This window comes from Micropruina sonneratiae (genome assembly GCF_025972045.1).
GTDB classification, from domain to species: domain Bacteria; phylum Actinomycetota; class Actinomycetes; order Propionibacteriales; family Propionibacteriaceae; genus Micropruina; species Micropruina sonneratiae.
Genome location: NZ_JAPDHX010000004.1, coordinates 1 through 19,962, shown reverse-complemented (window position 1 = coordinate 19,962; position 19,962 = coordinate 1). Strand labels below are relative to the sequence as shown.

The following is a 19,962-nucleotide window of genomic DNA, read 5'->3' as shown; positions in this document are numbered from 1 at the left end:
ATGAATGAGCCGTTCGATCTTGAGAAAGTCAAAGACCATTCCATGGCCCCGCGTCGCCGTAGACACCAATTCCCAACCGAGCCCACTGCCGTGCTGGATGACCTCAGCATCGACGACGAGATAGTTCGTCTCCAGGAACGTCTCAATGAGTTGGAACGGCTGAAGCAGTCAATGGCAGCGCCGCCCGCTGCAACCTCTGATCCCGGCCTGAGCTTGTTTCCGTGGCAGCGTGACGCCTTGGATGCCTGGTCCGATCTGCGGCAGTGCGGCGTGGTACAGGCGGTGACCGGAGCCGGCAAGACGCGGGTTGGCATTGCGGCGATTGCCGAGGCACTGGAGTCGGGCGTCCGCGCGGTTGTGATGGTGCCAACTCTCGTGCTGCAGCAGCAGTGGGTGAACAGCCTTCGTGAGCTCTTGCCGGTTGCCCATGTGTCGACCCGGATCGGTGACGAGAGCTCGTGGCAGGTGATGGTGACCACGGTGCAGTCAGCCATCCACCGAGCAGTGCTGTCACGCTCGCAGCCCGGGCTGCTGGTGGCCGACGAGTGCCACCGGTACGGAGCGGAGTCTTTCGCACGGGCTCTTGGTCCGGAATATGCGTGGCGGTTGGGTCTGACAGCGACGCTAGAACGCGGTGACGGAGGAGACGCGATCCTCACCGACTACTTCGGCGGGGTTTGCTGGCTCTTCACAATCGAGGGTGTAGTTGGGGTCTGAAACCTCCGGTTTCGAGCAGCGATCTGGCGATGTAGTTGGTGAGGTTCCGGAAACCGAGAGCGGAACCGCGGAGGTGTTCGAGGCGGCCGTTGATCGCTTCGGTGGGGCCGTTGCTGGTGCCGGGCCGGTCGAAGTAGGCAAGCACGTCAGCAGCCCGCTGTTTCAGGGTCCGGCCAAGCGATCGGAGTTCGACGAGCGCGGTCGGGACGCCGCTGCTGAGGCTGCCGATGAGTTGCTTCATCAGATCATGGCCGCGGGTCGGGTCGGGTTTGCGGTAGGCGGTGATCATTCGCTGGTAGGCGGCCCAGGTGACCTCGACGGCGACGTGGTCATCGTTGGCGAACAGGGCATCGAGCCGGGTCTTCTGTTTGTCGGTGAGCAGGCTGGTCCCGGTGTGCAGGGTGCGGCGGGCGGAGTAGAGCGGGTCGCCGGCCCGGCCGCGGTGGCTGTGGAGGTCTTGCTGGATTCGGCGGCGGCACTTGTCGAGTGCGTCGCCGGCGAGGCGGACGACGTGGAAGGGGTCCATCACCGCGACCGCGTCAGCAACTCCTCGCTGGTGGCGGTCTTGAAGCCGGTGAAGCCGTCCATCGCGACCACCTCGACGGCGTCTCGCCAGGCTTGGTCGCGTTCAGCGAGCCAGGTGGCGAACACGCTCTTGGAGCGGCCCTCGACCATGTCGAGCAGCCTGGCTGGACCGTTGCCGGTGCGTGGCCCGGTCAGGTCGATGATCACGGTGACGTACTTGTCGCCCTTACGCGTGTGCCTCCACACGTGCTCGTCGACCCCGATCGTGGTGACACCCTCGAACCGGCCTAGATCGTTGATCAGCACCCGCTTCCCTTCGGCCAGCACCGCGTCGTTGGCGGTGTTCCAACTGACGTCCAGCCCTTCGGCGATCCGGGCCACGGTGAGGTGCTGCACCACGATGCCCTCCAGCGCCCACCGCAGCCCGCGCCGGGACAGCTTCGCCCGCGGCTCGGCGGCCTTCGTGGTGTCCTGCCGCCATACGTGTCCGCACCCAGTGCATCGGTACCGGCGGATAGTGACCTGAAGGATCGTGGGTCGCCACCCGAGCGGTTCGTGGGCGAGCCGGCGGACCACCGTGCCGCACGCCGTGCCCTGGCAACCGCAACGGTGGCACCACTGGTCGGGCTCGACGACCCGGCAAGCCAGCACCGCCCGGCCAGGTTCGAGCCATTGCCCGACCACCACCAAACCGAGTTCGTCGACGCGGCAGAACGTGGTCAGGTCAGGGCAAGCGAAGGTAGCGTGAGGCACGTCGAGGTCTTCCAGACGGGTTGTGTGAGAACTCCCATCATCGGGAGACCTCGACCCCTACCCGCACACCGACGCGCCGCTGTCGATCACACCCCCGCCACACCCTCGTTTGTGATGAGCCGCATTGGGTTCAACGCGTGCGCGATGAGCCTCATCTGGTCATCCAGAAGCTCCTTCGCACAGATCCTGCGCACCGTTCTTTCGGCGCCAGGTTGCCCACTTCGCCTGGGACGCCGCGCCATAGCCGTCGACCACGGTCTCGACCGCGCGCAGCTCCACATTCCGATAGTGAGCCACCGCCTCCAGGGCCTCACGGAGAGCCGCGGGATCGGTTCGCTGCCCTCGATGGAGTTGGACGATGTCGACGTAGTCGCGCCAGCGGGTGGAGGTGATGCCACGCTCGAGCAGTGTGACGACCTTCTCCGCGATGGCTGTTTCTGGGGCATAGGACCAGATCGGGATGGGTCGCCGAGAACCCGTTGAAGCTCGATCAACCTGGGAGGCGGCACGATCGGGTCGCCACTGGATACGTCCCAGGCGAGCTCGCCCCGGGCGCTACTGATCGTGGCCGGCATCCGCAGTCTGATACCGCGATAGCCCACCTGCTCACGGATGGTCCCCAGCGTGAGCCGGCCGGCATCGAACACAACGCCATCGGCTACGTCGAGCGCGGCCACCTCTCGTGCGATCCGGGTGAGCGATTCCTCACTGACGCGAACACCAATCGCATTGCTGTCCACATCCTTGGTGGGCCTTCGAACTGCGTAGGCGCCCATCAGAAGGCCGCCCTTGAGGACGAACTGCCTGGCATGCCCGGTGATCGCCAGGCGCGCCAGGAACGATTCGAGAATGTGACGGGTGAGATAGGCCTGGGTGGCGACAGGCCTACCAGTGGTTCTGCCGTCGGCGCGGGCGAGGCGCTGCAACTCGTTGAAAACCTGCTCGCTCGACCGCCGAACGGCTGTGCACCGATCGATGCCGGCGGCGTCGGTTCGGCGGACGTCTGCGGAATCGCTAGCGCCGGCCACGGGGGTTCCCTTCGTGCGTCTCGGGCATCACGGGACTCGATCGTTCAGGTCAGTGCTTGGAGCGCTTGCAGGAGGGGCGATTTGGCTCGAGGAAGCTTGGTGGCCACCGAGATCAACTCCGCCGGCTGGCCGCCGCGATCCAGCCAGACGCGCAGGGCCGCGGTCGGCGTTTCATACCCCAGTTCGCCACGAAGGCGATATGCGTCAGCGATACATCGTTGTGCGTTGTACATGCCGATCGTCAGGCCGTCGGTGCCGGGGATCGGGATCTCTTCGCGGCCGACGTCGAAGGTCGACTTGTCGAACAGGTGCCAGGTGATCGCGCCGGCGGTCGCGGGGATGCGGGATCCGCGGGGGAGCGCGACGTCGAGGGTGGTGGGGATCTCGTCGGTCAGGCCGTGATGGGCCAGCGCCGACACCAGACAGATGATCGCATCGGGGCGCCGGGCGGCCGCCTCGATCCAGTCCAGGTCGGCGGCCTCGGCGTCCGTGGGGCGGTAGATCCCGCGTGCGATGCGTTCGTAGCGACCCGCCCTTGCCCCGCGCGCCAGTTGTGCCTTCGATGTGCCATGGGCGGCAGCGTTCTTGGTCGTCACAGTGTTCATCCCGACCTCCTCAGCGATGGTAACCAAGTGTAGACAGATAGTCGCATCTGTCGACAGTCAGCGACAACCTCGGTGGTGCTGTTCTGTCGCACGACTGTTGCACGAGGGGATTACGCGACCGTAGGTTACCTAGCCAAAACCCAGTTCTCCGCGTGCTTTTAATCCGCGGGTTCTAGGTTCGATTCCCAGTGGGCCCACCAGTCGTCGGTCGAGCTTGTCGAGACCTTTCTCAGGGTTAGAACGGACTGGTGCCCCCGAGGGCTCCGTCACTCCAGCGAACGCCGGAATCTCTGGGCAGAGGCATACCTGGCCACTGCTTGAGGCGGTCTACCAGATCCCGTGTTGCGCAGCCTCTGCGGGGATCTCGGAGGTGAGCCCCGGGTAGGGGTCCTTTCAAGCCACGCGCTGGTCGCGGAGCCTCTGCATCCGTTCGCGCAGGAGCGCGCCAGCGGTGCAGTAGCGGCCGCGGGTCTGTCCGTCGGCGCGCCCATGAGCCGGTGGGTGGTGCCCGACCTTTCGGCGATCAAGCTCCGCGGGTCTTGGGATCGATCCCAGGAGGGCCCACCAGGTCAGGGCGACGACCGCTGGGGGATCACGTGGTGATCGAGGCTTCGGAAGTACACCTCGAGACCGAATGCGGCCGCAACCCCTGACGCGCCCGCGACCAGCCAGAACGACGGTCGACCGAGCCGGCGCCGTTGCGTGGCCACCAACCAGGCAGCAGTGGCGAGATTCAGGCCCGCCAACACCGCGTTCAGCCTCGGGGAGGAATCCGCGCGTCCCGGCGGATCGGCGAACGGCGTGGGGAAGGGCTGCCGCATGACCGCGTGTGCCAGGTGCGGCACCGCATTGGCCGCCACGGCGCCGGCGGACGCCGCAGCGGCATGGTTCTTCAATGACACGGCAGGCTCCTTCAGACGACGGCGATGATAGCGAGCCGCGTCCATCACCGACCTCTCGTAAGTGGTGATCGAAGCCCAACTTGGCCGGGCTGTGGAGCCATCAGGGCTTCCCTCAGGAGTCGGAGGCGCGCATTCCGCGCAGGATCAGCCAGGCGGCCACCAGGGCGAGCAGGTAGCTGACGCCCGCGCTGATCGGTGCCATCAGCGGCAATCCGTCGACGAACACCAGGACGAACGGCGGCCACAGGGTCAGGATGGAAGCGACCTGGATGCCCGCCACCCATTGGGCGGGTCGGCGCCGGCCGTTCCAGGCCAGCGGCACCAGCGCCAGGGTCACCAACGCCGTCAACGGGCAGTAGATGGCGAGGAAGATCACCAGGATGTCCCACGCGGATCCGTCCAGGCCGATCTCCGAGACAGCCGGGATGGCGTTGAGCACGGTGAAGGCGGCCGCGAGCGCGAGGCCGATCCGCAGCGAGACGGGACGGCGTGGAACAGCCGGGGCGAGGGCGGGCATCGCCGGATTGATGGTGGCCATGGTTGACTCCTTCACAGGTTCGGTCGGACCGCGGTTCGGCCCGACAACGAGCCTGCTGCGGCAGGCGTCCCACACCCAGGGGGCTGAACCGCGATCCGCCGGGTGATTGTCGGGTTGATCGCCCGGCCGAACCGGGACGCCCACCCCACGCCGTCGGTCGAGCTTGTCGAGACCCGTGTCGGGCCGTCGAGAGCCTGTGGCAACGGGTTTCGACATGCTCAACCAACGGGCACGAAGAGGAACCGCCCGGACATCTTCCCGGCTCATCTGGGGGCCGGCCCCTACAGCGACGGCCGTCCGGCGGGAGAGAATGCCGCCATGCCAACTCCCATTCGCGTGCTCGTCGCCGACGATCACCCGATCGTGCGTGGCGGTCTGGTCGCGCTGTTGAGCACGCTCGCCGACGTCGAGGTCGTCGGCGAGGCGTCGGACGGCGCCGAGGCGGTTCGCGAGGCACTGCTGTCGCGTCCCGACGTGGTGGTGCTCGACCTGCGGATGCCGAACGTGGACGGCGTGGAGGCCGCACGGCGAATCGGGCGGGACCTGCCCGGCACCGCAGTGCTGGTTCTCACGATGTTCGACGAGGACGAACTGGTCGCCGACGCCCTCGCCGCCGGCGCGCGCGGCTACCTGCTCAAGGGCGCGGAGCCCGAAGAGATCGAGCGTGCTCTGCGCACGGTGGCCGGCGGGTCGGCGGTGCTGGCCCCGCGGATCGCCGAACACGTGCTGGGACGGGTCACCCGCCGTCCGGCCGGCGAGTCATTGCCTGAGTTGACCGTGCGAGAGCACGACGTGCTGACCCTGATTGCGCAGGGGGCGTCCAACCCTGCGATCGCGCAAGGCCTGGGGATCGCTGCGAAGACGGTGGGCAACCACGTGTCGTCGATCTTTCTCAAGCTCGGCGTCGCCACCCGCGCCGAGGCGATCGTGCGGGCTCGCGAGGCGGGGTACGGGCGATGATCATCCGGCGCATCGGCCTGGTGCTGGCGGTGCTGATCTCACTGGTGGCGTTGGTGCCCGCGCTCGACATCGGCCCCGACCCGGCAACCGGTCAGCTCGGGGTGACCGCGGTGGCCGCGGCGGTGCTGACCGTGCTGGTCGCCGTCGTGGTCGTGGTTCTCGTCGTGCCGGCGTGGCGCGGGTCGGAATGGGCCGGTCTGGCGATCGGGGGTGCCTTGCTGGCGGGCATCGTCACGTCCTTTCCGGTCTTCTTCGCCCCGCCGGAGGTGGTACCGGCCGGTGGTGTGATCGCGGCCGCCGTCGGCACGTTGGTCACGATCGCGGTCGTCGCGATGGTGCTGGTGACGTCGTCTTCGCTGGCGCTGCACGCCCTGGCCGTGATCGTGGTGATCGCCCTCTACGCGTCGGTGGTGTCGGCGCTGTTGACGGTCGTGCCACCGCAGGCCGAACGGCTCGTGCACGTCGTGACCGCGGTGGCCGTGGTGCTGCTGTACGCACCGCTGCTGACGCTGCTGCGACGCACCGTCGGCCGGGCTCTGTACGGGGGCCGCCTGGACCCTGCCGCGACGGCCTGGCTGGTCGGCGATCGGCGCGGCGCCGAGACCGAGGTGGTGGCCTCGGCCCTCACCGACGCTGCTCGCGAGTTGCGACTGCCGAGGATGGAGCTGGTCGCCGGCGATCGGGTCCTCGCGGTGGGCGTCTCGCCGGCGCCTTCCGGCTCCGTCATCGTGACGCTTCCGCTGCGCACCCAGCCCGCGTCGGCCGAAGGCTCAGCTGCGCCCGACGACCTGTCGTTCCGGATCACGTTGCGGGTCGGTGAGCGACAGTTGCGCCGCGACGATCGGACCGCCCTGCAGTTGGTGGCATTGCCGCTCAGCCTGCTGGCGCGCGAGAGCGCACTGCTCACCGAGGTTCGCACCGCCCGGGCCGCGCTCGCAGACGTACGGGAACGGGAGCAGCTCACCCTGCACCGTGACCTGCACGACGGTCTGGGTCCGCTGCTCACCGGCGCCGTGATGCGTGCGGACGCGGCCCGTAACCTGTTGGCCACCGACGTTGAAGCCGCCAGGGACTCGCTGGACGCCGCCCGCAGCGACCTGCGGGTCGCGGTGACCGAGCTGCGTCGGGTCGTCTATCGGCTGTGGCCGCTGGAGCTGGAGCAGCGCGGCCTGTGGGGGGCCATCGCCACCAGGGCCGCACGCTCCGGGGCGGACCTGGTGTGCCCCGACGCGACCGTGGACCTGCCTCCGGCGGTCGAGCTGGCGCTGTACCGGATCGTCAGCGAGGCATTGACCAACGCCGACCGCCATGCGCCGGGAGAAACCGCCCGGGTGGCGGTCGACGTCGGCCGGCAGGCCGTCGCCGTGACGGTGACCAACCCGCTGCCGGCCGGCGACACGAACCTCACCGCAGGAATGGGACGCACCTCGATCGGGGTGCGTGCCGAAGAGTTGGGTGGCTATGCCGAGATCGGGCCGACAGGTGCAGGGCGAGGCAACCTCTGGCGGGTGCACGCGGTGCTGCCGGCCGCCGCGTAAGAACCGGTCACGGTGATCGACCGGGGCCGAAGTCAACGATCAGGGTGGTGAGTTTCCTGCCATCACCATCGTCGCGCTGGTGGCACGTCGCCATGAGGTCGCTCACACCAAACCCAGCATGCGTGCGTACAGTGGTGACCGTGCCGATCGCCCCGTCACCGCACGCCGGCATGGGCGCCGTGCCCCACCACGGCGGGGTGACGTTTCGGGTCTGGGCGCCGAACGCCCGCACGGCGCACGTGACCGGCGACTTCTCCGGGTGGCACGCCAAGGGCCGGGTGCCGATGGCCCCCGACCACGCACGGTCCGGCACCTGGTCGGTCTTCGTCGAGCAGGCCCACGCCGGCTCGCACTACAAGTTCCTGCTGCGTCGGGGTGGGCCGTACCGGTGGCGCATCGACCCGTTCGCCCGGCAGGTGACCCACAGCCGCGGCGACGCGGTGGTGTTCGACCCGCGCGCGATCGACTGGGGCGATCAGCCGTTCGAGATGCCGGGCTGGGACGACCTGGTGCTCTACGAGCTGCATGTGGGCACCTTCGCCGCAGCGGACGACCGTCCGGGCACCTTCGACTCGGCGATCGGCCGGCTCGATCACCTGCGGCGGCTCGGCGTCAACGCGGTCGAAGTGATGCCGCCCTTCGGGTTCGCCGGGCCGCGCAGTTGGGGCTACAACCCGTCCCACCTGTTCGCCATCGAACCCAGTTACGGCGGCCCGCACGCGTTCGCCCGGTTCGTCCGCGCCGCACACGAGCGGGGCATCGCGGTGATTCTGGACGTGGTGCACAACCACCTTGGCCCGACCGACCTTGACCTCTGGCGCTTCGACGGGTCGTACCGCCGGGGTTACGGAGGCCAGTACTTCTACAACGACCGCCGCGCCCTCACGCCCTGGGGCGCCACCCGGCCCAACTACGACCGTCGCGAGGTGCGCAACTTTCTGCGCGACTCGGCGGGGATGTGGCTGGAGGATTTCCGCGTGGACGGCCTGCGCTTCGACGGCACCAACTACGTGCGGTCGCGGTGGGGCAGTACCCACCGTGCGCAGGACCGCATCGCCGGCGGGCACCGCTACCTGGCCGGGGTGACCACCGACCTACGCTCGCGGCAGCCGTGGAAGCTGCTGATCGCCGAAGACATGCAGCGTGACCCGCTGGTCACCGCGCCGGTCGAGCACGGCGGGCTGGGTTTTCACTCCCAGTGGGACGCCGACTTCGTCCATCCGGTCCGGCGCGCGCTGGAAACCCCGTGGGACGCCGACCGCGACGTGGCTGCGGTCGCCCGGGCGGTCACGGGGCACTACCTGCGCGCCGCCCACGAACGGGTCGTTTTCACCGAGTCGCACGACGAGGTCGCCAACGGACGATCACGGGTACCGGAGACGATCAACCCGGGCGCCGCCGACTCGTGGCCGTCGCGCAAGCGAGCCGCCCTCGGCCTGGCCCTCACGCTCACCTCGGCGGGCATGCCCCTACTGTTTCAGGGTCAGGAGTTCTGTGAGGACGGGTGGTTCGACGACCGCAGGCCGCTGCGGTGGGACAAGGCCCAGCGGCATTCGGGGTTCCTGCACCTGGCCAGCCAGCTGATCGGGCTGCGACGCAACCTGAACGGCACCACCGCCGGACTCAGGGGAGCCCACACTGCGCTGCTGCGCGTCGACAGCGAGCGCAAGCTGCTGGTGTATCACCGCTGGTGGCGCGGCGGTGCCGGCGACGACGTGGTCGTGGCCGTCAACCTGAGCGCCCACGTGGTCGGCGATTACCGAGTCGGCCTACCGCGGCCGGGTGTCTGGCGCTTGCGCTGCAACACCGACGCCCCGATGTTCGGCCACGACTTCGGCTGCGTTCACGCCGGCGACCTGCACGCCGAGCACGAACCGTGGGATCAGCAAAGCTCGTCGGCCGCTTTCACCATCGCCCCTTACAGCGCACTTGTGTACTCGCAGGATGCCGCCTGACGGAAGGCGTCCGGGGTGCGGCGAACCACCACCGGGCTTGTCCACACCGACCGCTCGATGCGGGGCGAATCTCGGCACGCCGGTGGAACCTGCCGGCGAAGGAGGGTCGCAGCCTGTTTGGGGTGCATCACAGACCCACGGCGGCTCTCTGACAGTCGGGCGCAGACGCTGTGCACCGCAGGTGGCGCCGCCGACCACGTCTGATGAAGGAGTTGCCATGTCACTGCCCACATTGCTTGCGACTGCCGCTGCTGCGGCGGGCACCGCCGGTTTGGCCGCGCCGCCTGCGGCGTAGGTCACCGCACCCACGGTGTCGTCCCTCACTCAGGTGAGCCCGTTACCTCAACTGGTGGCGACGTCCACCCTGTGCGACGGAAAGACCCTTCGTCGCACGTTGGTGAAGTCCCGGTTGGGGCAGCTGGACGTCAGCAGTTTGGCGTCCACGGAGGCGCAGCAGATCACCACGTCGTCGTCGCAGTCGCTCAGCCGGGTCAGATCGTCTACGGTCAGTCGGCTCGCTCCGGTGCGCGCCAGAACGCTGACCTCGGACGCCGCGCGGCTGACGATCGGCGTGGCCACGGCCCAGCGCTCGTGGTCGGCTTCGGGGGCGACGGCGAGTTCACGCTGGGCGTCGGCGATCGCGTCGCGGCTGGTCTGCAGCATCACCTGCGTGTAGGCGGCGGTGCTGCGCAGGTCGAGCTCGAGCCGAACGGCGAGGGTTCGACTCGCCACCGACGCGCGGGTATGGGCGACGGCGACCGCGGGAGCGTCGGACGCCGGCCTGCTCGCGCAGCCGACAGCAGCAGAACCGCACCGGCGACAAGTCTGTTCGTCATCGCACCCCTCGCACGCTCACCCTGATACTGCCACCATCGCCACCGCATGAACCCCTGCCAGGGGGTGAAAAACGCTGCCGACGCGCGATAACACCCCAACGGACGGAACAGCCCAAGGGATGGCTGCAAACGGTGCTGCGCGGCGTAGCGTGAGGCCAGTCGGACTTCAGGAGGACCCATGCCCGCAGCGCACGCAGCGACAACGTCGACCACCGCCTTCATGGAGCGGCTCGAGCAGAGCGAATCCCTGGGCCGGGCGGCCGAAGAGATGGCGAAACCGATGGGTTCGCTGCTGGGCGAGGGCCCCGTGAGCGATGCGCTGAGGGGACGTCCGCTGGGTCACGCACTGCACCCGGTGCTGGTGCAGGTGCCGATCGGTGCGGTGCTGTCGGCGGCGGTGCTCGACGTGGTGCAGGGCCGCAAGGCACAGGCACAGTCGCGGCTGCTGATGGGGCTGGCCTGGGTCACGTTGGCGCCGGCGGCCCTCAGCGGCTGGGCGGAGTGGGTGCACGCCGACGAACGCACCCAACGGGTCGGCATCGCCCACGCGGGCCTCAACGCCACCGCGGCGGTGGCCTCGGCGCTGTCGTACCTGACCCGGCGGCGGGGCTGGTCGCCGGCGGCCGCGGCGTTGACCGGGGTGGCTGCGGCGGCGTTGAGTGCCGGCGGAGTGCTGGGCGGGCACATGAGCCTGGTGCGCAAGTACGCCTCGCACGACCGGCCGTCCGATTCCGAGGGTGTCACCAAGGGAAGGTTCGACGGCTAGCGCCCGCGCCACTCGCGCTTCAACGGTGCGAGCCTCGGGTGAGAGGCCAGAGCCCTCACCACCCCATCGTGCCCGGTGACCCCTTGAACGGCCCGCTCACAGTGGGGGTGATCCAGCCCCCGTAGAACCCGCCCGGCTGGGGCGTGACCGGACTGCCGTCGACCAGGCAGGCGTCCATCTCACGGGCGTAGAGCGCCACGTGATCGCGCAGCACGGCGGCGTCGCCTCGGGGGTTGCGGTAGGTCCAGGCGGCCCGTGCGGCCACCTGGTCGCCGACCACCACGTCGTAGTAGCTGGCGGCACCCTTCCATTCGCAGACGGTGCCGACGCCGTCCACCTCGCGCAGAACGCCCGGCTCGAAGGCCGAGAGCGGCAGGTAGTAGGTGGGCGGGTGCGAGGTTTCGAGCACGCACCACGCGTCGTCGGTGGCTGCGATGGTCCGGCCTGCGAAGCGCACCTCGACGTGCTCGTGCCACTGCTCGTACGCCGGTGGACGAGGGAAGTCCCAGACCGACCGCTGGCCCGGCTTGGATGCGTCACGACGGGGTCTCATCGCTCCATGATCTCGAAATCGTCGTCGCCCCGCAGTAGGTTCGCGCCCACCATGAACCGAGGGGAGGCCCAGCTGAGTCGAAACCGTCCGGCCCGGTCACCGGCGCCGACCAGGGCGTCGGCTTTCATGTGAGCAAAGGGCCGGCGCGCGTCATCTGCTCGACCAGTGAGGGGGAGTGAACAGCGCTGGCGTGAGCAGCGATCAGAACCCGGGCGTCTCGCAGCTGACCGCGCACCGACTCGGGCGTGCCGGCGAACAGGTCGGGGCTGACGGCCCGGCCCGAGAGGTGCCGAAGGTAGTCGACCGAGTCGAGGGTCACGAGGGCGGCGTCATCAGGCGTCCCTGCCCTCACCTGCCACTCGCCGACGCCGGTGCCGCTCAACCGCAGAACGAACGCGGGGCCCGTCCAAGCCAGCCCCAGGTCTCGCACCACCTGGGCGACGACGTCGGCATCGGTGGGGTCGCGGGGTACGTCCACCCCCGTCGCGCGGCCGATGTCGTAGCGGTGCACGAGCCCCGGCGTCGGCGGCGGCTTCGCTCACGATGATGTTGACCGCTGTGCCGGTGAGCGCCAGCAGCGAGCCGGCGTGCGCCGAGAAGGCCAGCGCCATGAGCATCTGCAGCAGCGATGCCCACCCTGATAGCCACCACGACCACCACCGGAATCAGGGCCGCGACCGCCCCGTTGCCGCTGATCAGGGCGGTGAGCAGCGCCACCAGCAGGCAGATCAGACTGAGCAGTTTCGGGCGTTTCTCGCCGCCGCGGCTGATCACCTGCTGACCCGCCCAGCGGCGGACTTCTGACGTATCGCTGGTCGAGCTTGTCGTTGGTCGAGCGTGGCGTTGGTCGAGCTTGTCGAGACCCCCGTGGTTGCGTCTGTTCCGCGGAGCGGGGCCGCCCCTGTCCCGCCCTTGCGGAACTGCTCGGCTAGCGCCTCGCTGTGCGCAAACGCCCGACCACGCCCTGACAGGGGCGGCCCCGCTCCGCTTGGAGCTTCCTTTGGTCGAGCGTGTCGGCCCCCGCATGGTCGCGTCCGTTGCCTTGAGCGACGGTTGCTCCTGTCCTACCTTGCCGGACTGATCCAGGCCAGCCTACGAACCACGTCGTCCCGGCGGACGCCGGGATCTTGTGACCCGAGTCGGGGGTGGTGTGCTGCCGGGCCGGTGGACGTCCATCTGGTGCTGTTTCGCCACGTAGCTGCCTTTGTGGCACGTAACCGCCCGCGTGCAGGCAGGCAGCGACGTGTCACGAGGGCAGTTACGTGGTGGGACGGGCCCGATCGACCCGGTTGTTGGTCGTGCTTGTCGAGACCGACCGGCGGGGTGAGGGTGACGGCTGGCTGAAAGCGCCTTGCCGTGTGTTCGTTCGGCGTAGTGTTGAAGGTGTTCACGGCCCCACCGACGGTCAGTGGCGACCCTCGGCGGCGACGTGAGAGGAGGAGCCATGAACACCGAACAGTACGAGCGAATGGGTCAGGGCCTGGGGTTTGTGGCCGCCCTCGACCAATCGGGTGGCAGCACGCCGGGTGCGCTGAAACGGTACGGCATCGAACCCGACGGTTACTCGGGCGACGACGAGATGTTCGACCTGATTCACGCCTACCGCACCCGCATCATCACCAGTTCGGCGTTCAGCGGCGACAAGATTCTGGCGGCGATTCTGTTCGAGCAGACCATGAACCGCGACATCGACGGCATCGACGTGCCCGACTTTCTGTGGCACGTGAAGGGCGTGGTGCCGATTCTGAAGGTCGACAAAGGGCTGGCCGAGGCCGCCGACGGCGCACGGGTGATGAAGCCCATGCCCGAACTGGACGCACTGCTCGAACACGCCCTTTCCAAGCACGTGTTCGGCACCAAGATGCGCTCGTTCGTGCAGGCGGCCAACGAAGCCGGCATCGACGCGGTGCTCGATCAGCAGTTCGAGGTGGGCCGGCGCATTCTCGACGCCGGGCTGGTGCCGATTCTCGAACCCGAGGTCGACATCAAGGCCTCCGACAAGGCCGAGGCCGAGGCACTGGTCACCGAGGGCATTCTGAGCCGGCTGGGGTCGTTGCCGCAGGGGCAGCGGGTAATGCTGAAGCTGACCATTCCGAGCGAGCCCGACCTGTACGCCGACCTGGTGGCCCACCCGAGCGTGCTACGCGTGGTGGCGTTGTCGGGCGGGTACAGCCGCGACGAGGCGAACCGGTTGCTGGCCCAGAACCACGGGGTGATCGCCAGCTTCAGCCGGGCGCTCACCGAGGGGTTGCGGGTCGATCAGAGCGACGCCCAGTTCGACGCCACGCTGGCCGCATCGATCGGGTCGATCTACGAGGCGTCCATCACCTGAACCAGGGCCGGACGGTCGAACCTGCCTGACCTTCAGGGCAACCAAAGCGATGTGTCGACCCGTGGGTGAGGAGGCACACACGGCGACGAACTTGCAGCAAGGCCAGCCATCGTTGTGGTGCGCACGATCTCGTCGCCCAGAGGGTTGCAGAGTCTGCTCAATCGGGCGCTGGCAGGGTGGGTCGAGCCCGAGCCCGAGCTGATCGCGGGTGCCGTGTCGAGGTATCAGCACTTCATGCGGCTGGTCGGCGGTCGGCTCAGGCTGACGGCTGCCGGCTATCTGCCACCCGCCGTGGTTGAGAGGTTGGTCGCCGACCTCGACCTGGAAATCGAGTTCGTCGGCAAAGGCAATCGCGAGGACTACACGATGCCCGTGTACCACCTGCGCGAGTCGGCCACGGCACTGGGCCTGGTGCGCAAGTCGAAGGGTGTGCTCAGCGTTACCAAGGCCGGGCAGAAGGTGGTCGACGATCCGGTGGGCCTGCTGAGCCACATTCGATCTCGGCTCCCTTTGGGCCGCGAGTTCGAGCGCGATGCAGGTCTGCTGGCTCTGCTCGTCACCGCGGCGGGGCAGAGTTGGCGGCAGCATCACGACGCCGCGACGCCCATCTACCGCGACCTGGGTTGGCACGACCCAGGTGGACGCCTCGACCTGGCCCTGTGGCACGGGTCACGCCCAACCCTCAACGTGCTGGAACAGGCGACCGGCCGATGGGGCACCCCTGAAGAGAAGGCGACCATCGCACGGCTACTCCTTCGCCGCTGATCGCCGACCTACACCCAACGCCAGTGCCGGCGCTGCGCGTTGACCGCCCAGGCAGAGATCAGGGTGTAGTCGGCTGTCGCGGGCACGGGCGTCCGGCCGGTGTCGAGCAGGTCGCGGACGGCGGCTTCGAGCCGTCCGATCTCGCGCGACACCTCGTCGCGGGGCACCTCGCCGCGCTTCACGGCTAGCACCTGCTCACGTTCGCGGGTCGGCATCGGCAACGTGAGGGTGCCGGTGCCGGCGATCTCGTAGCCCTGATGGGCCAGTCGTAGGGCGTGGCTGCCGTACTTGACGTCCCAGCCGTACTTGACGATCAGTTCGGGACGGTTGGGAACGTTGCGTTTCGACTGTCCGAGCATGCGCTCGTGCTGGCTGCGCATGTAGCCGAGAAAGCGTTCGACGGCCAGGCGCGACAGGAACGACGTCCGCAGAGCTCGCAGTTCTTCACCGAGTGGCGTCAGCACCACCAGTGACTGCTCGGGTGCGAACAGGGGCAGCATCACCGTCGGATTGCCCTTGATCGCCAGCCGCAGGTACTTCTGCAGGCTGTACATGACCAGATCGGTGTCGCCCGGCCCACTGCGGACGCTCTCGGGCTGGGTGCGCCAGATGTAGTCGTCGCGGTGTCGCTCGACGCCCAGCAGGTACTCGGGAGGTTCGATGTAGACGCCCATCTCGTCGTGGTCGTCGGTGCCCTCGATGGCGATGCCGTGCACGCCGCTGCCCACCACGCTACGAAGAATCTCATTGGGTAGCGCGACCTCGCGGTCACCGTATTCGACGTTGTCGGGCTGGGTCATGGGTCAGGGTACTGGCGTGGCGTTGAATCAAGACGCGTTGAAGCAGGGCGCGACGAGTCAGGCGCGATTGGTCAGCGAAGTCAGGGGCGAGGAGTCAGGGCGCGAGCAGCGCGTCGATGCGGGCCTTGAGCACAGGCTCGGGTTGGGCGCCGACCAGGCGCGCCACGGGCCTGCCGTCACGCAGCATCACGAGGGTGGGAATGCTGCTGGCGTCGAAGCGCTGGGCGATACGGCGGTTGTCGTCGACGTTGACCTTGACCACCTTCACCCGTCCGGCGTAGTGCGTGGCGAGGCGTTCCAGTACGGGGGCGACCTGACGGCACGGGCCGCACCAGGGCGCCCACAGATCGACGAGCACCAGTTGGCCGGTCTCGGTGGCGGCGGTGAAGTCGTCATCGCCGGCGTCCACCAGCCAGGGCAGGGAGGTGTGACACGAGGCGCATTGCGCACGCCCCTTGCCGGCCACGGGAACGCGATTCTTGGTGCCGCACGACGGGCAGGCGACCACACGGGCACTCATGCAGACCACGATAGCCCCGACCAGTGGGTGTCCCGATTCGGCGTCGTCTGCGATCCGGTCGTCGTCGAGAGCCGCGGTGGCACTGTTGCTCGCCGGGCTGAGGCGGGACTAACCCTCTCAGGCAGGCTCGTCCGGGCGGCCCGCCGAACCGGAGAACCCGAGCGCCAAGTCAGACTGTGCGCTGCACGCCGGCACCGGCACGGACCGCGCGCGGGATCTCGGCGATCTCGTCCACCAGCGCGACGAGTTCATCGACAACTGCGACCTCTGCGGGGGAGTCGACGTCAACCCGGTAAGTGATGCCCGTGGACGCCCAGTCGTCGCTGAAGCCACCGGAGGCTGTTACCCGGACACCGTCCAGAATGACACCACGCTTGTCGGCCTCGCGATACAGGTCGTTCAGGACGCAGGCGGCGACGGACAGATGCAGCAAATGGGCGCCGGTGAAATCGGCGCTCACGTCCACGCCACCGTCCGTCCATCGATGCGCGAAGTGAGCCACCGGCGCGGACTCGGACAAGGAGCGCAGGCTGCCGGCCGCGCACTCGACGGAGAAGTCGGTCATGGTCGGCAGACTGCCACGGCCCCTGGTCTGGAACAATCGGCATTTTCGCGAAGTCTCAGACGTCTCCGACGATCGGTGCTTGCGTTGTCGTCCCCTCCTGATTCAGTTCCGGACACGACTGTGAGTGCCGACGCTGACCACTCCAGGCTGTCCGCGACCCTACGGGCCTCGCCCACAGACTCGACGAGAACGCGAACGCCGCGTCGCCGCCAACCCCGGCCGAGCGCAGGAGTCGCCTTGCCGGCCACTGGGCACACAACCGCCCAGAGACGGGCCTCGCTTCCCGCTGGTTGAGCCAACAGGACGGCGGCACGAGCCGTTGCATCTGAGCCGCGAGCCAACCTCAATGGTGTGGGAAAGACGCCATCCCAAGGCTTCGCGGTACCCCAAGGCAGATCTCTCTGCACCCGAGATCGGAGGCCGCCAGTGCAAGAGCCTGTTGAAACACGCGGTGTGGCGTTCGTATGGCGCCGTGAGGTTGGCTGAGTGTCGAGCATGGTCGAGGCGAGTTCTCTCGTGCGACTCGTGCGACCCGCGGAACCTGGCCTTGGCGTCGCGCTCTGCCGCCCTGAGGGACGCGAGTCGCCGGACGTCTTCAGCCCCAACCACGAGCACGGCGTCGCGGATGAAACGGCTGCGGTCACCCGAGGTTTCGGCGTAGCTGTGGTCGCTCACCACCTCAATCCGGCCGTTGAGAAGTCCTAGTGCGACCTTGTGAAACTTGACGGGTTCGGCCTGCTCCCACCGTGCGACCTTGTGAAACTTGACGGGCTCGCCTGCTCCCACCGTGCAAGCGGCCCCTTCGTGACCAGTCGGGCCAGCCCCCGGTCCGCAGTGAGCGGGCCGTCCGCGGTAAGCACATGACAGCTCGGCAACGCGGACATCCAGGACGCGTTCCTTGGACGACACCCCCACGCACCCGACTCCATCGGCTGCGTAGCGATCGGTGCGCCGAGACCTTCCTCGACTGTCATTTCGGCGAGCTGGGCTTCGAACGCCAGTTCGACGGCCAGTCGGCGAGATGCCGAGCACATCCGCGCGCCACCCTCCCATGTCTTCTCCGGCTGGAACTGCTTCGAGAACGGCGCGGCAGCCGATACTTCGAATGGCCAGCGCGATCGCCCGCTTGAGCTCGAGATGCGTCGCTGATTCGCCGAGCGACGGGCATCACGCAGCAGCAGGGATGAAGCGGCGCAGGTGCTCGCGCAGTGCGGGATCCACCGCGTATACGTAGGTTCCCCGCATCCCTCTCGTCAGCAGAACCGAGTAGATGTTCCGCACGAAGCCGAGCAGCTCCTGGTCCGTGTACGTCCTGCCCAAGCGCGGGTTGTTCTCCTTGCCCTTGGCGTCGAAGTACGACTCGCGGTGAAAGGTCGTCCGGCCAGTGACGGGGTCGAAGCGAAGGTCAGGGCCGATGATCACGCCGGCGTAGTTGAGGTCGTAACCCTGCACCGTGTGGATGGAACCGACCTCGTTGAGCGACCCCTTGGAGTTGATCCAGTCCTTGTCTGTGCTGTTCCACCGCAGTCGAACGCCGTCCAGCTCGATGTCGTAAGCCGCCTTGTTCCTCTTGCTCGCCCACGGCCAGGCGAACCCCGCCACCAACCTCGCGAGGCCGTGGCGTCGATCCTGACGTTGAATGGCGTGCTGCATCGCCGCGAAGTCGTCGTACAGCCTCAGGTCGTAGTCGCCGAAGGATTGGGGCACGGTGACACTGCCGTCCAGAACCCCGCGTACGTACCCCACGTAGTCGCTGCCGGCCCGGACTCTCATCTGGGAGTGCAGACGGTACAGCCGCTGGTCGGCTTGAGCCATGTCGATCAGGGAGGCGACGAGGGCGGGCGGCAGGTCGGCCGGGCGCACGCTCTGAGCCGAGTCCAACAGGTAGATCTGGTAGCGGCTCTTGGCCTCGATCCAGTCGAGCTGCGTCCGGCTGTAGTCGTCGGCGCCGAACAGCTTCTGGTTGATCAGCCCGAAGTCGCGGTTCCGCATGCCGGAAGACTGGTTGGCGCGCTGATTCAGCCGGTGCGTCTCGTCGACGATGAGCAGATCCCACTCCTCGTCGCTCTTGCCGACGTCGAACGGTGTCAGCACCATGGGCTGCGCCAGCTTGGGTGTCTGTCGGAACACTTTCCTGATCGAGTCGCGCAGTGACTGCTGGGGCACGACCAGACCGATGCGGCAGTCCTTCAGCAGGCTGGCGTAATCGGGCAGGAAGAAGTCTGAGAACACCGACTCGGTGTAGAACTCGTCGTGCAGATCGGCGGTCTGGATGTCCCGCAGCAGCTTGATGAGAAAGATGCCGACGATCGTCTTGCCTGTGCCGGGATCCCCCTGAATGACAATGGAGTGCCTACGACCCGCTTCCAGATCGTCGAACAAGCCTTCCATGATGTCCAGGACGACCAGCGCCTGGTCCTCACTGAGGGACTTGAACGGCGACAACTTGAACAGGTCGCTGTTCTCGATGTCCTTGATGCTGCGCTGGAACAACCCCTCCCTGCGCAGTTCGTCGAAGATGTCGCCGAAGAGTTGCTGGTAGCGGTTCCGGTCGTAGTAGTTGCGATCGGTGATGCCCGCGTTGGCGTTCAGAACCTGGAAGTGGCCCTCGCCCGCCAGAAGCCTGATCAGGAACGACTCCAGATCGAGGCAGACGGACTTGTTAAACGTATCGTCGATCACCACGCGAATGGTGCGAAGCGGGGCCATGGTGGGCTTGCCCAAGTGTTGGCGGAAGCGCCCAGCGGCGTCCAGGGTCTCGCCGATGTAGATTTCGCGGGCGCTGTTGAGTGCGTACACCACGGGCCAGTTTGAATGCGCGATGTCGATCGGCTGCCAGGCGGCGACAGCCTGATTGTCGAACGTGAGGTGCTCGATCCTAAAGGACGTCATAGCGATCACTCCTGCCGCGCGCCTGGTCAGCGGGGTACTTCGCACCGGTCACGGCCAGCTTGTCGAGGACGATCTCGGACGGGTCGAGTCCGAGCCGATCGGCCAGCAGGGCACAGTAAGTGAGGACGTCGGCCAGTTCGCCGCGCACCTGCTCCAGGTCGGCATCGTCGTTCCACTGGAAGCACTCGAGCAACTCTCCGGCCTCGATCGCGATGCTCTTGGCCAGATTGCTGGGCGTGTGGAACTGAGCCCAGTCACGCTCAGCAACAAAGGCACGCAGGGACTCGCGGACGCGGTCGTCGAGCATTTCCGGAGCCTAGCAATCGCGGCCGGGACGCGGTCTTGGGGGCGTCCAAATGAGGCGTGGTCAGGCTGGCCAAGCTCGGCTCGCAGGGCGTTCGCTGGGAAGTGG

Annotated in this window: 19 protein-coding genes and 2 pseudogenes; 8 read left to right on the top strand and 13 right to left on the bottom strand. The window is 67.8% G+C overall.

All coding sequences use genetic code 11. The features are described 5' to 3' along the window. The gene (locus OIE40_RS11215) at window positions 1–717 is read left to right on the top strand and encodes a DEAD/DEAH box helicase (RefSeq protein WP_264701743.1); all 717 of its coding nucleotides are present in this window, start codon (window positions 1–3) and stop codon (window positions 715–717) included. Here the strand turns inward: OIE40_RS11215 and OIE40_RS11210 are convergent. The 5 genes and pseudogenes from OIE40_RS11210 to OIE40_RS11195 form a co-directional block, all read right to left on the bottom strand. Continuing rightward, a pseudogene (locus tag OIE40_RS11210) lies at window positions 689–1,995 on the bottom strand (ISL3 family transposase). The gene OIE40_RS11215 and the pseudogene OIE40_RS11210 sit on opposite strands and share 29 nt — an antisense overlap. Before the next feature lie 159 nt (window positions 1,996–2,154). Continuing rightward, window positions 2,155–3,023, bottom strand: a pseudogene (locus OIE40_RS17040) (nucleotidyl transferase AbiEii/AbiGii toxin family protein). Window positions 3,024–3,067: 44 nt separating this feature from the next. Beyond that, window positions 3,068–3,628: a type IV toxin-antitoxin system AbiEi family antitoxin domain-containing protein gene (locus OIE40_RS11205; RefSeq protein WP_413774483.1), complete on the bottom strand. Its 561-nt coding sequence runs from the start codon at window positions 3,626–3,628 to the stop codon at window positions 3,068–3,070. Window positions 3,629–4,197: 569 nt separating this feature from the next. After that, on the bottom strand, window positions 4,198–4,530 hold the full coding sequence (locus tag OIE40_RS11200) for a hypothetical protein (protein ID WP_264701745.1): 333 nt from the start codon (window positions 4,528–4,530) through the stop codon (window positions 4,198–4,200). A 112-nt stretch (window positions 4,531–4,642) separates the two neighbouring features. Then, window positions 4,643–5,068 carry a hypothetical protein gene (locus OIE40_RS11195; RefSeq protein ID WP_105184565.1) on the bottom strand — a complete coding sequence of 142 codons (426 nt, stop codon included), beginning with the start codon at window positions 5,066–5,068 and terminating at the stop codon, window positions 4,643–4,645. Window positions 5,069–5,386: 318 nt separating this feature from the next. Here OIE40_RS11195 and OIE40_RS11190 point away from each other — a divergent pair, with 318 nt between their 5' ends. From OIE40_RS11190 to OIE40_RS11180, 3 genes are all read left to right on the top strand, one after another. Further along, window positions 5,387–6,028 carry a response regulator gene (locus OIE40_RS11190; RefSeq protein ID WP_264701746.1) on the top strand — a complete coding sequence of 214 codons (642 nt, stop codon included), beginning with the start codon at window positions 5,387–5,389 and terminating at the stop codon, window positions 6,026–6,028. Further along, window positions 6,025–7,566: a sensor histidine kinase gene (locus tag OIE40_RS11185; RefSeq protein WP_264701747.1), complete on the top strand. Its 1,542-nt coding sequence runs from the start codon at window positions 6,025–6,027 to the stop codon at window positions 7,564–7,566. The genes OIE40_RS11190 and OIE40_RS11185 overlap by 4 nt, the downstream gene beginning before the upstream one ends. Window positions 7,567–7,706: 140 nt before the next feature. Next, window positions 7,707–9,521 carry an alpha-amylase family glycosyl hydrolase gene (locus tag OIE40_RS11180; RefSeq protein WP_264701748.1) on the top strand — a complete coding sequence of 605 codons (1,815 nt, stop codon included), beginning with the start codon at window positions 7,707–7,709 and terminating at the stop codon, window positions 9,519–9,521. Window positions 9,522–9,863: 342 nt separating this feature from the next. Here OIE40_RS11180 and OIE40_RS11175 read toward each other — a convergent pair whose 3' ends face one another. Continuing rightward, window positions 9,864–10,253, bottom strand: a complete 390-nt coding sequence (locus OIE40_RS11175) for a hypothetical protein (RefSeq protein WP_264701749.1) — start codon at window positions 10,251–10,253, stop codon at window positions 9,864–9,866. A gap of 282 nt (window positions 10,254–10,535) precedes the next feature. Here OIE40_RS11175 and OIE40_RS11170 point away from each other — a divergent pair, with 282 nt between their 5' ends. After that, entirely contained in the window at window positions 10,536–11,123 is a 588-nt protein-coding gene (locus OIE40_RS11170) for a DUF2231 domain-containing protein (protein ID WP_264701750.1), read from the top strand. 55 nt (window positions 11,124–11,178) lie between these two features. Here OIE40_RS11170 and OIE40_RS11165 read toward each other — a convergent pair whose 3' ends face one another. Beyond that, window positions 11,179–11,676: a DUF427 domain-containing protein gene (locus OIE40_RS11165; protein ID WP_264701751.1), complete on the bottom strand. Its 498-nt coding sequence runs from the start codon at window positions 11,674–11,676 to the stop codon at window positions 11,179–11,181. A 124-nt stretch (window positions 11,677–11,800) separates the two neighbouring features. Then, entirely contained in the window at window positions 11,801–12,187 is a 387-nt protein-coding gene (locus tag OIE40_RS11160) for a hypothetical protein (RefSeq protein ID WP_264701752.1), read from the bottom strand. 53 nt (window positions 12,188–12,240) lie between these two features. Between OIE40_RS11160 and OIE40_RS11155 the strand changes: the two genes are divergently transcribed. The 3 genes from OIE40_RS11155 (at window position 12,241) to OIE40_RS11145 (ending at window position 14,773) form a co-directional block, all read left to right on the top strand. Continuing rightward, the gene (locus OIE40_RS11155; protein ID WP_264701753.1) at window positions 12,241–12,480 is read left to right on the top strand and encodes a hypothetical protein; all 240 of its coding nucleotides are present in this window, start codon (window positions 12,241–12,243) and stop codon (window positions 12,478–12,480) included. A 640-nt stretch (window positions 12,481–13,120) separates the two neighbouring features. After that, complete coding sequence (locus tag OIE40_RS11150) at window positions 13,121–14,008, top strand: fructose bisphosphate aldolase (RefSeq protein WP_264701754.1); 888 nt, start codon at window positions 13,121–13,123, stop codon at window positions 14,006–14,008. A 117-nt stretch (window positions 14,009–14,125) separates the two neighbouring features. After that, a complete protein-coding gene (locus OIE40_RS11145; RefSeq protein ID WP_264701755.1) occupies window positions 14,126–14,773 on the top strand; it encodes a hypothetical protein in 648 nt (215 codons plus the stop codon). 8 nt (window positions 14,774–14,781) lie between these two features. Here OIE40_RS11145 and OIE40_RS11140 read toward each other — a convergent pair whose 3' ends face one another. From OIE40_RS11140 to OIE40_RS11120, 5 genes are all read right to left on the bottom strand, one after another. Continuing rightward, window positions 14,782–15,573, bottom strand: a complete 792-nt coding sequence (locus tag OIE40_RS11140; RefSeq protein WP_264701756.1) for a nucleotidyltransferase domain-containing protein — start codon at window positions 15,571–15,573, stop codon at window positions 14,782–14,784. 94 nt (window positions 15,574–15,667) lie between these two features. Further along, window positions 15,668–16,093, bottom strand: a complete 426-nt coding sequence (gene trxA / locus OIE40_RS11135) for a thioredoxin (RefSeq protein WP_105187390.1) — start codon at window positions 16,091–16,093, stop codon at window positions 15,668–15,670. Between the two features lie 169 nt (window positions 16,094–16,262). Continuing rightward, window positions 16,263–16,658 carry an OsmC family protein gene (locus tag OIE40_RS11130; RefSeq protein ID WP_264701757.1) on the bottom strand — a complete coding sequence of 132 codons (396 nt, stop codon included), beginning with the start codon at window positions 16,656–16,658 and terminating at the stop codon, window positions 16,263–16,265. A gap of 1,167 nt (window positions 16,659–17,825) precedes the next feature. Further along, window positions 17,826–19,550 carry a DNA/RNA helicase domain-containing protein gene (locus OIE40_RS11125; protein WP_264701758.1) on the bottom strand — a complete coding sequence of 575 codons (1,725 nt, stop codon included), beginning with the start codon at window positions 19,548–19,550 and terminating at the stop codon, window positions 17,826–17,828. Further along, window positions 19,537–19,857 (bottom strand): nucleotide pyrophosphohydrolase, encoded by a 321-nt coding sequence (locus OIE40_RS11120; RefSeq protein ID WP_264701759.1) that lies wholly within the window; start codon window positions 19,855–19,857, stop codon window positions 19,537–19,539. Before OIE40_RS11120 ends, OIE40_RS11125 begins: the two co-directional genes overlap by 14 nt. Between the last annotated feature and the right edge of the window lie 105 nt (window positions 19,858–19,962).

Excerpts from the sequence above, each read along its gene's own strand:
- OIE40_RS11170 (WP_264701750.1), top strand. The coding sequence starts at position 10,536 with ATGCCCGCAGCGCACGCAGCGACAACGTCGACCACCGCCTTCATGGAG.
- OIE40_RS11125 (WP_264701758.1), bottom strand. The coding sequence starts at position 19,550 with ATGACGTCCTTTAGGATCGAGCACCTCACGTTCGACAATCAGGCTGTC.
- OIE40_RS11215 (WP_264701743.1), top strand. The coding sequence starts at position 1 with ATGAATGAGCCGTTCGATCTTGAGAAAGTCAAAGACCATTCCATGGCC.
- OIE40_RS11190 (WP_264701746.1), top strand. The coding sequence starts at position 5,387 with ATGCCAACTCCCATTCGCGTGCTCGTCGCCGACGATCACCCGATCGTG.
- OIE40_RS11120 (WP_264701759.1), bottom strand. The coding sequence starts at position 19,857 with ATGCTCGACGACCGCGTCCGCGAGTCCCTGCGTGCCTTTGTTGCTGAG.
- OIE40_RS11205 (WP_413774483.1), bottom strand. The coding sequence starts at position 3,628 with ATGAACACTGTGACGACCAAGAACGCTGCCGCCCATGGCACATCGAAG.
- OIE40_RS11130 (WP_264701757.1), bottom strand. The coding sequence starts at position 16,658 with ATGACCGACTTCTCCGTCGAGTGCGCGGCCGGCAGCCTGCGCTCCTTG.
- OIE40_RS11140 (WP_264701756.1), bottom strand. The coding sequence starts at position 15,573 with ATGACCCAGCCCGACAACGTCGAATACGGTGACCGCGAGGTCGCGCTA.
- OIE40_RS11195 (WP_105184565.1), bottom strand. The coding sequence starts at position 5,068 with ATGGCCACCATCAATCCGGCGATGCCCGCCCTCGCCCCGGCTGTTCCA.
- trxA (WP_105187390.1), bottom strand. The coding sequence starts at position 16,093 with ATGAGTGCCCGTGTGGTCGCCTGCCCGTCGTGCGGCACCAAGAATCGC.
- OIE40_RS11185 (WP_264701747.1), top strand. The coding sequence starts at position 6,025 with ATGATCATCCGGCGCATCGGCCTGGTGCTGGCGGTGCTGATCTCACTG.
- OIE40_RS11165 (WP_264701751.1), bottom strand. The coding sequence starts at position 11,676 with ATGAGACCCCGTCGTGACGCATCCAAGCCGGGCCAGCGGTCGGTCTGG.
- OIE40_RS11150 (WP_264701754.1), top strand. The coding sequence starts at position 13,121 with ATGAACACCGAACAGTACGAGCGAATGGGTCAGGGCCTGGGGTTTGTG.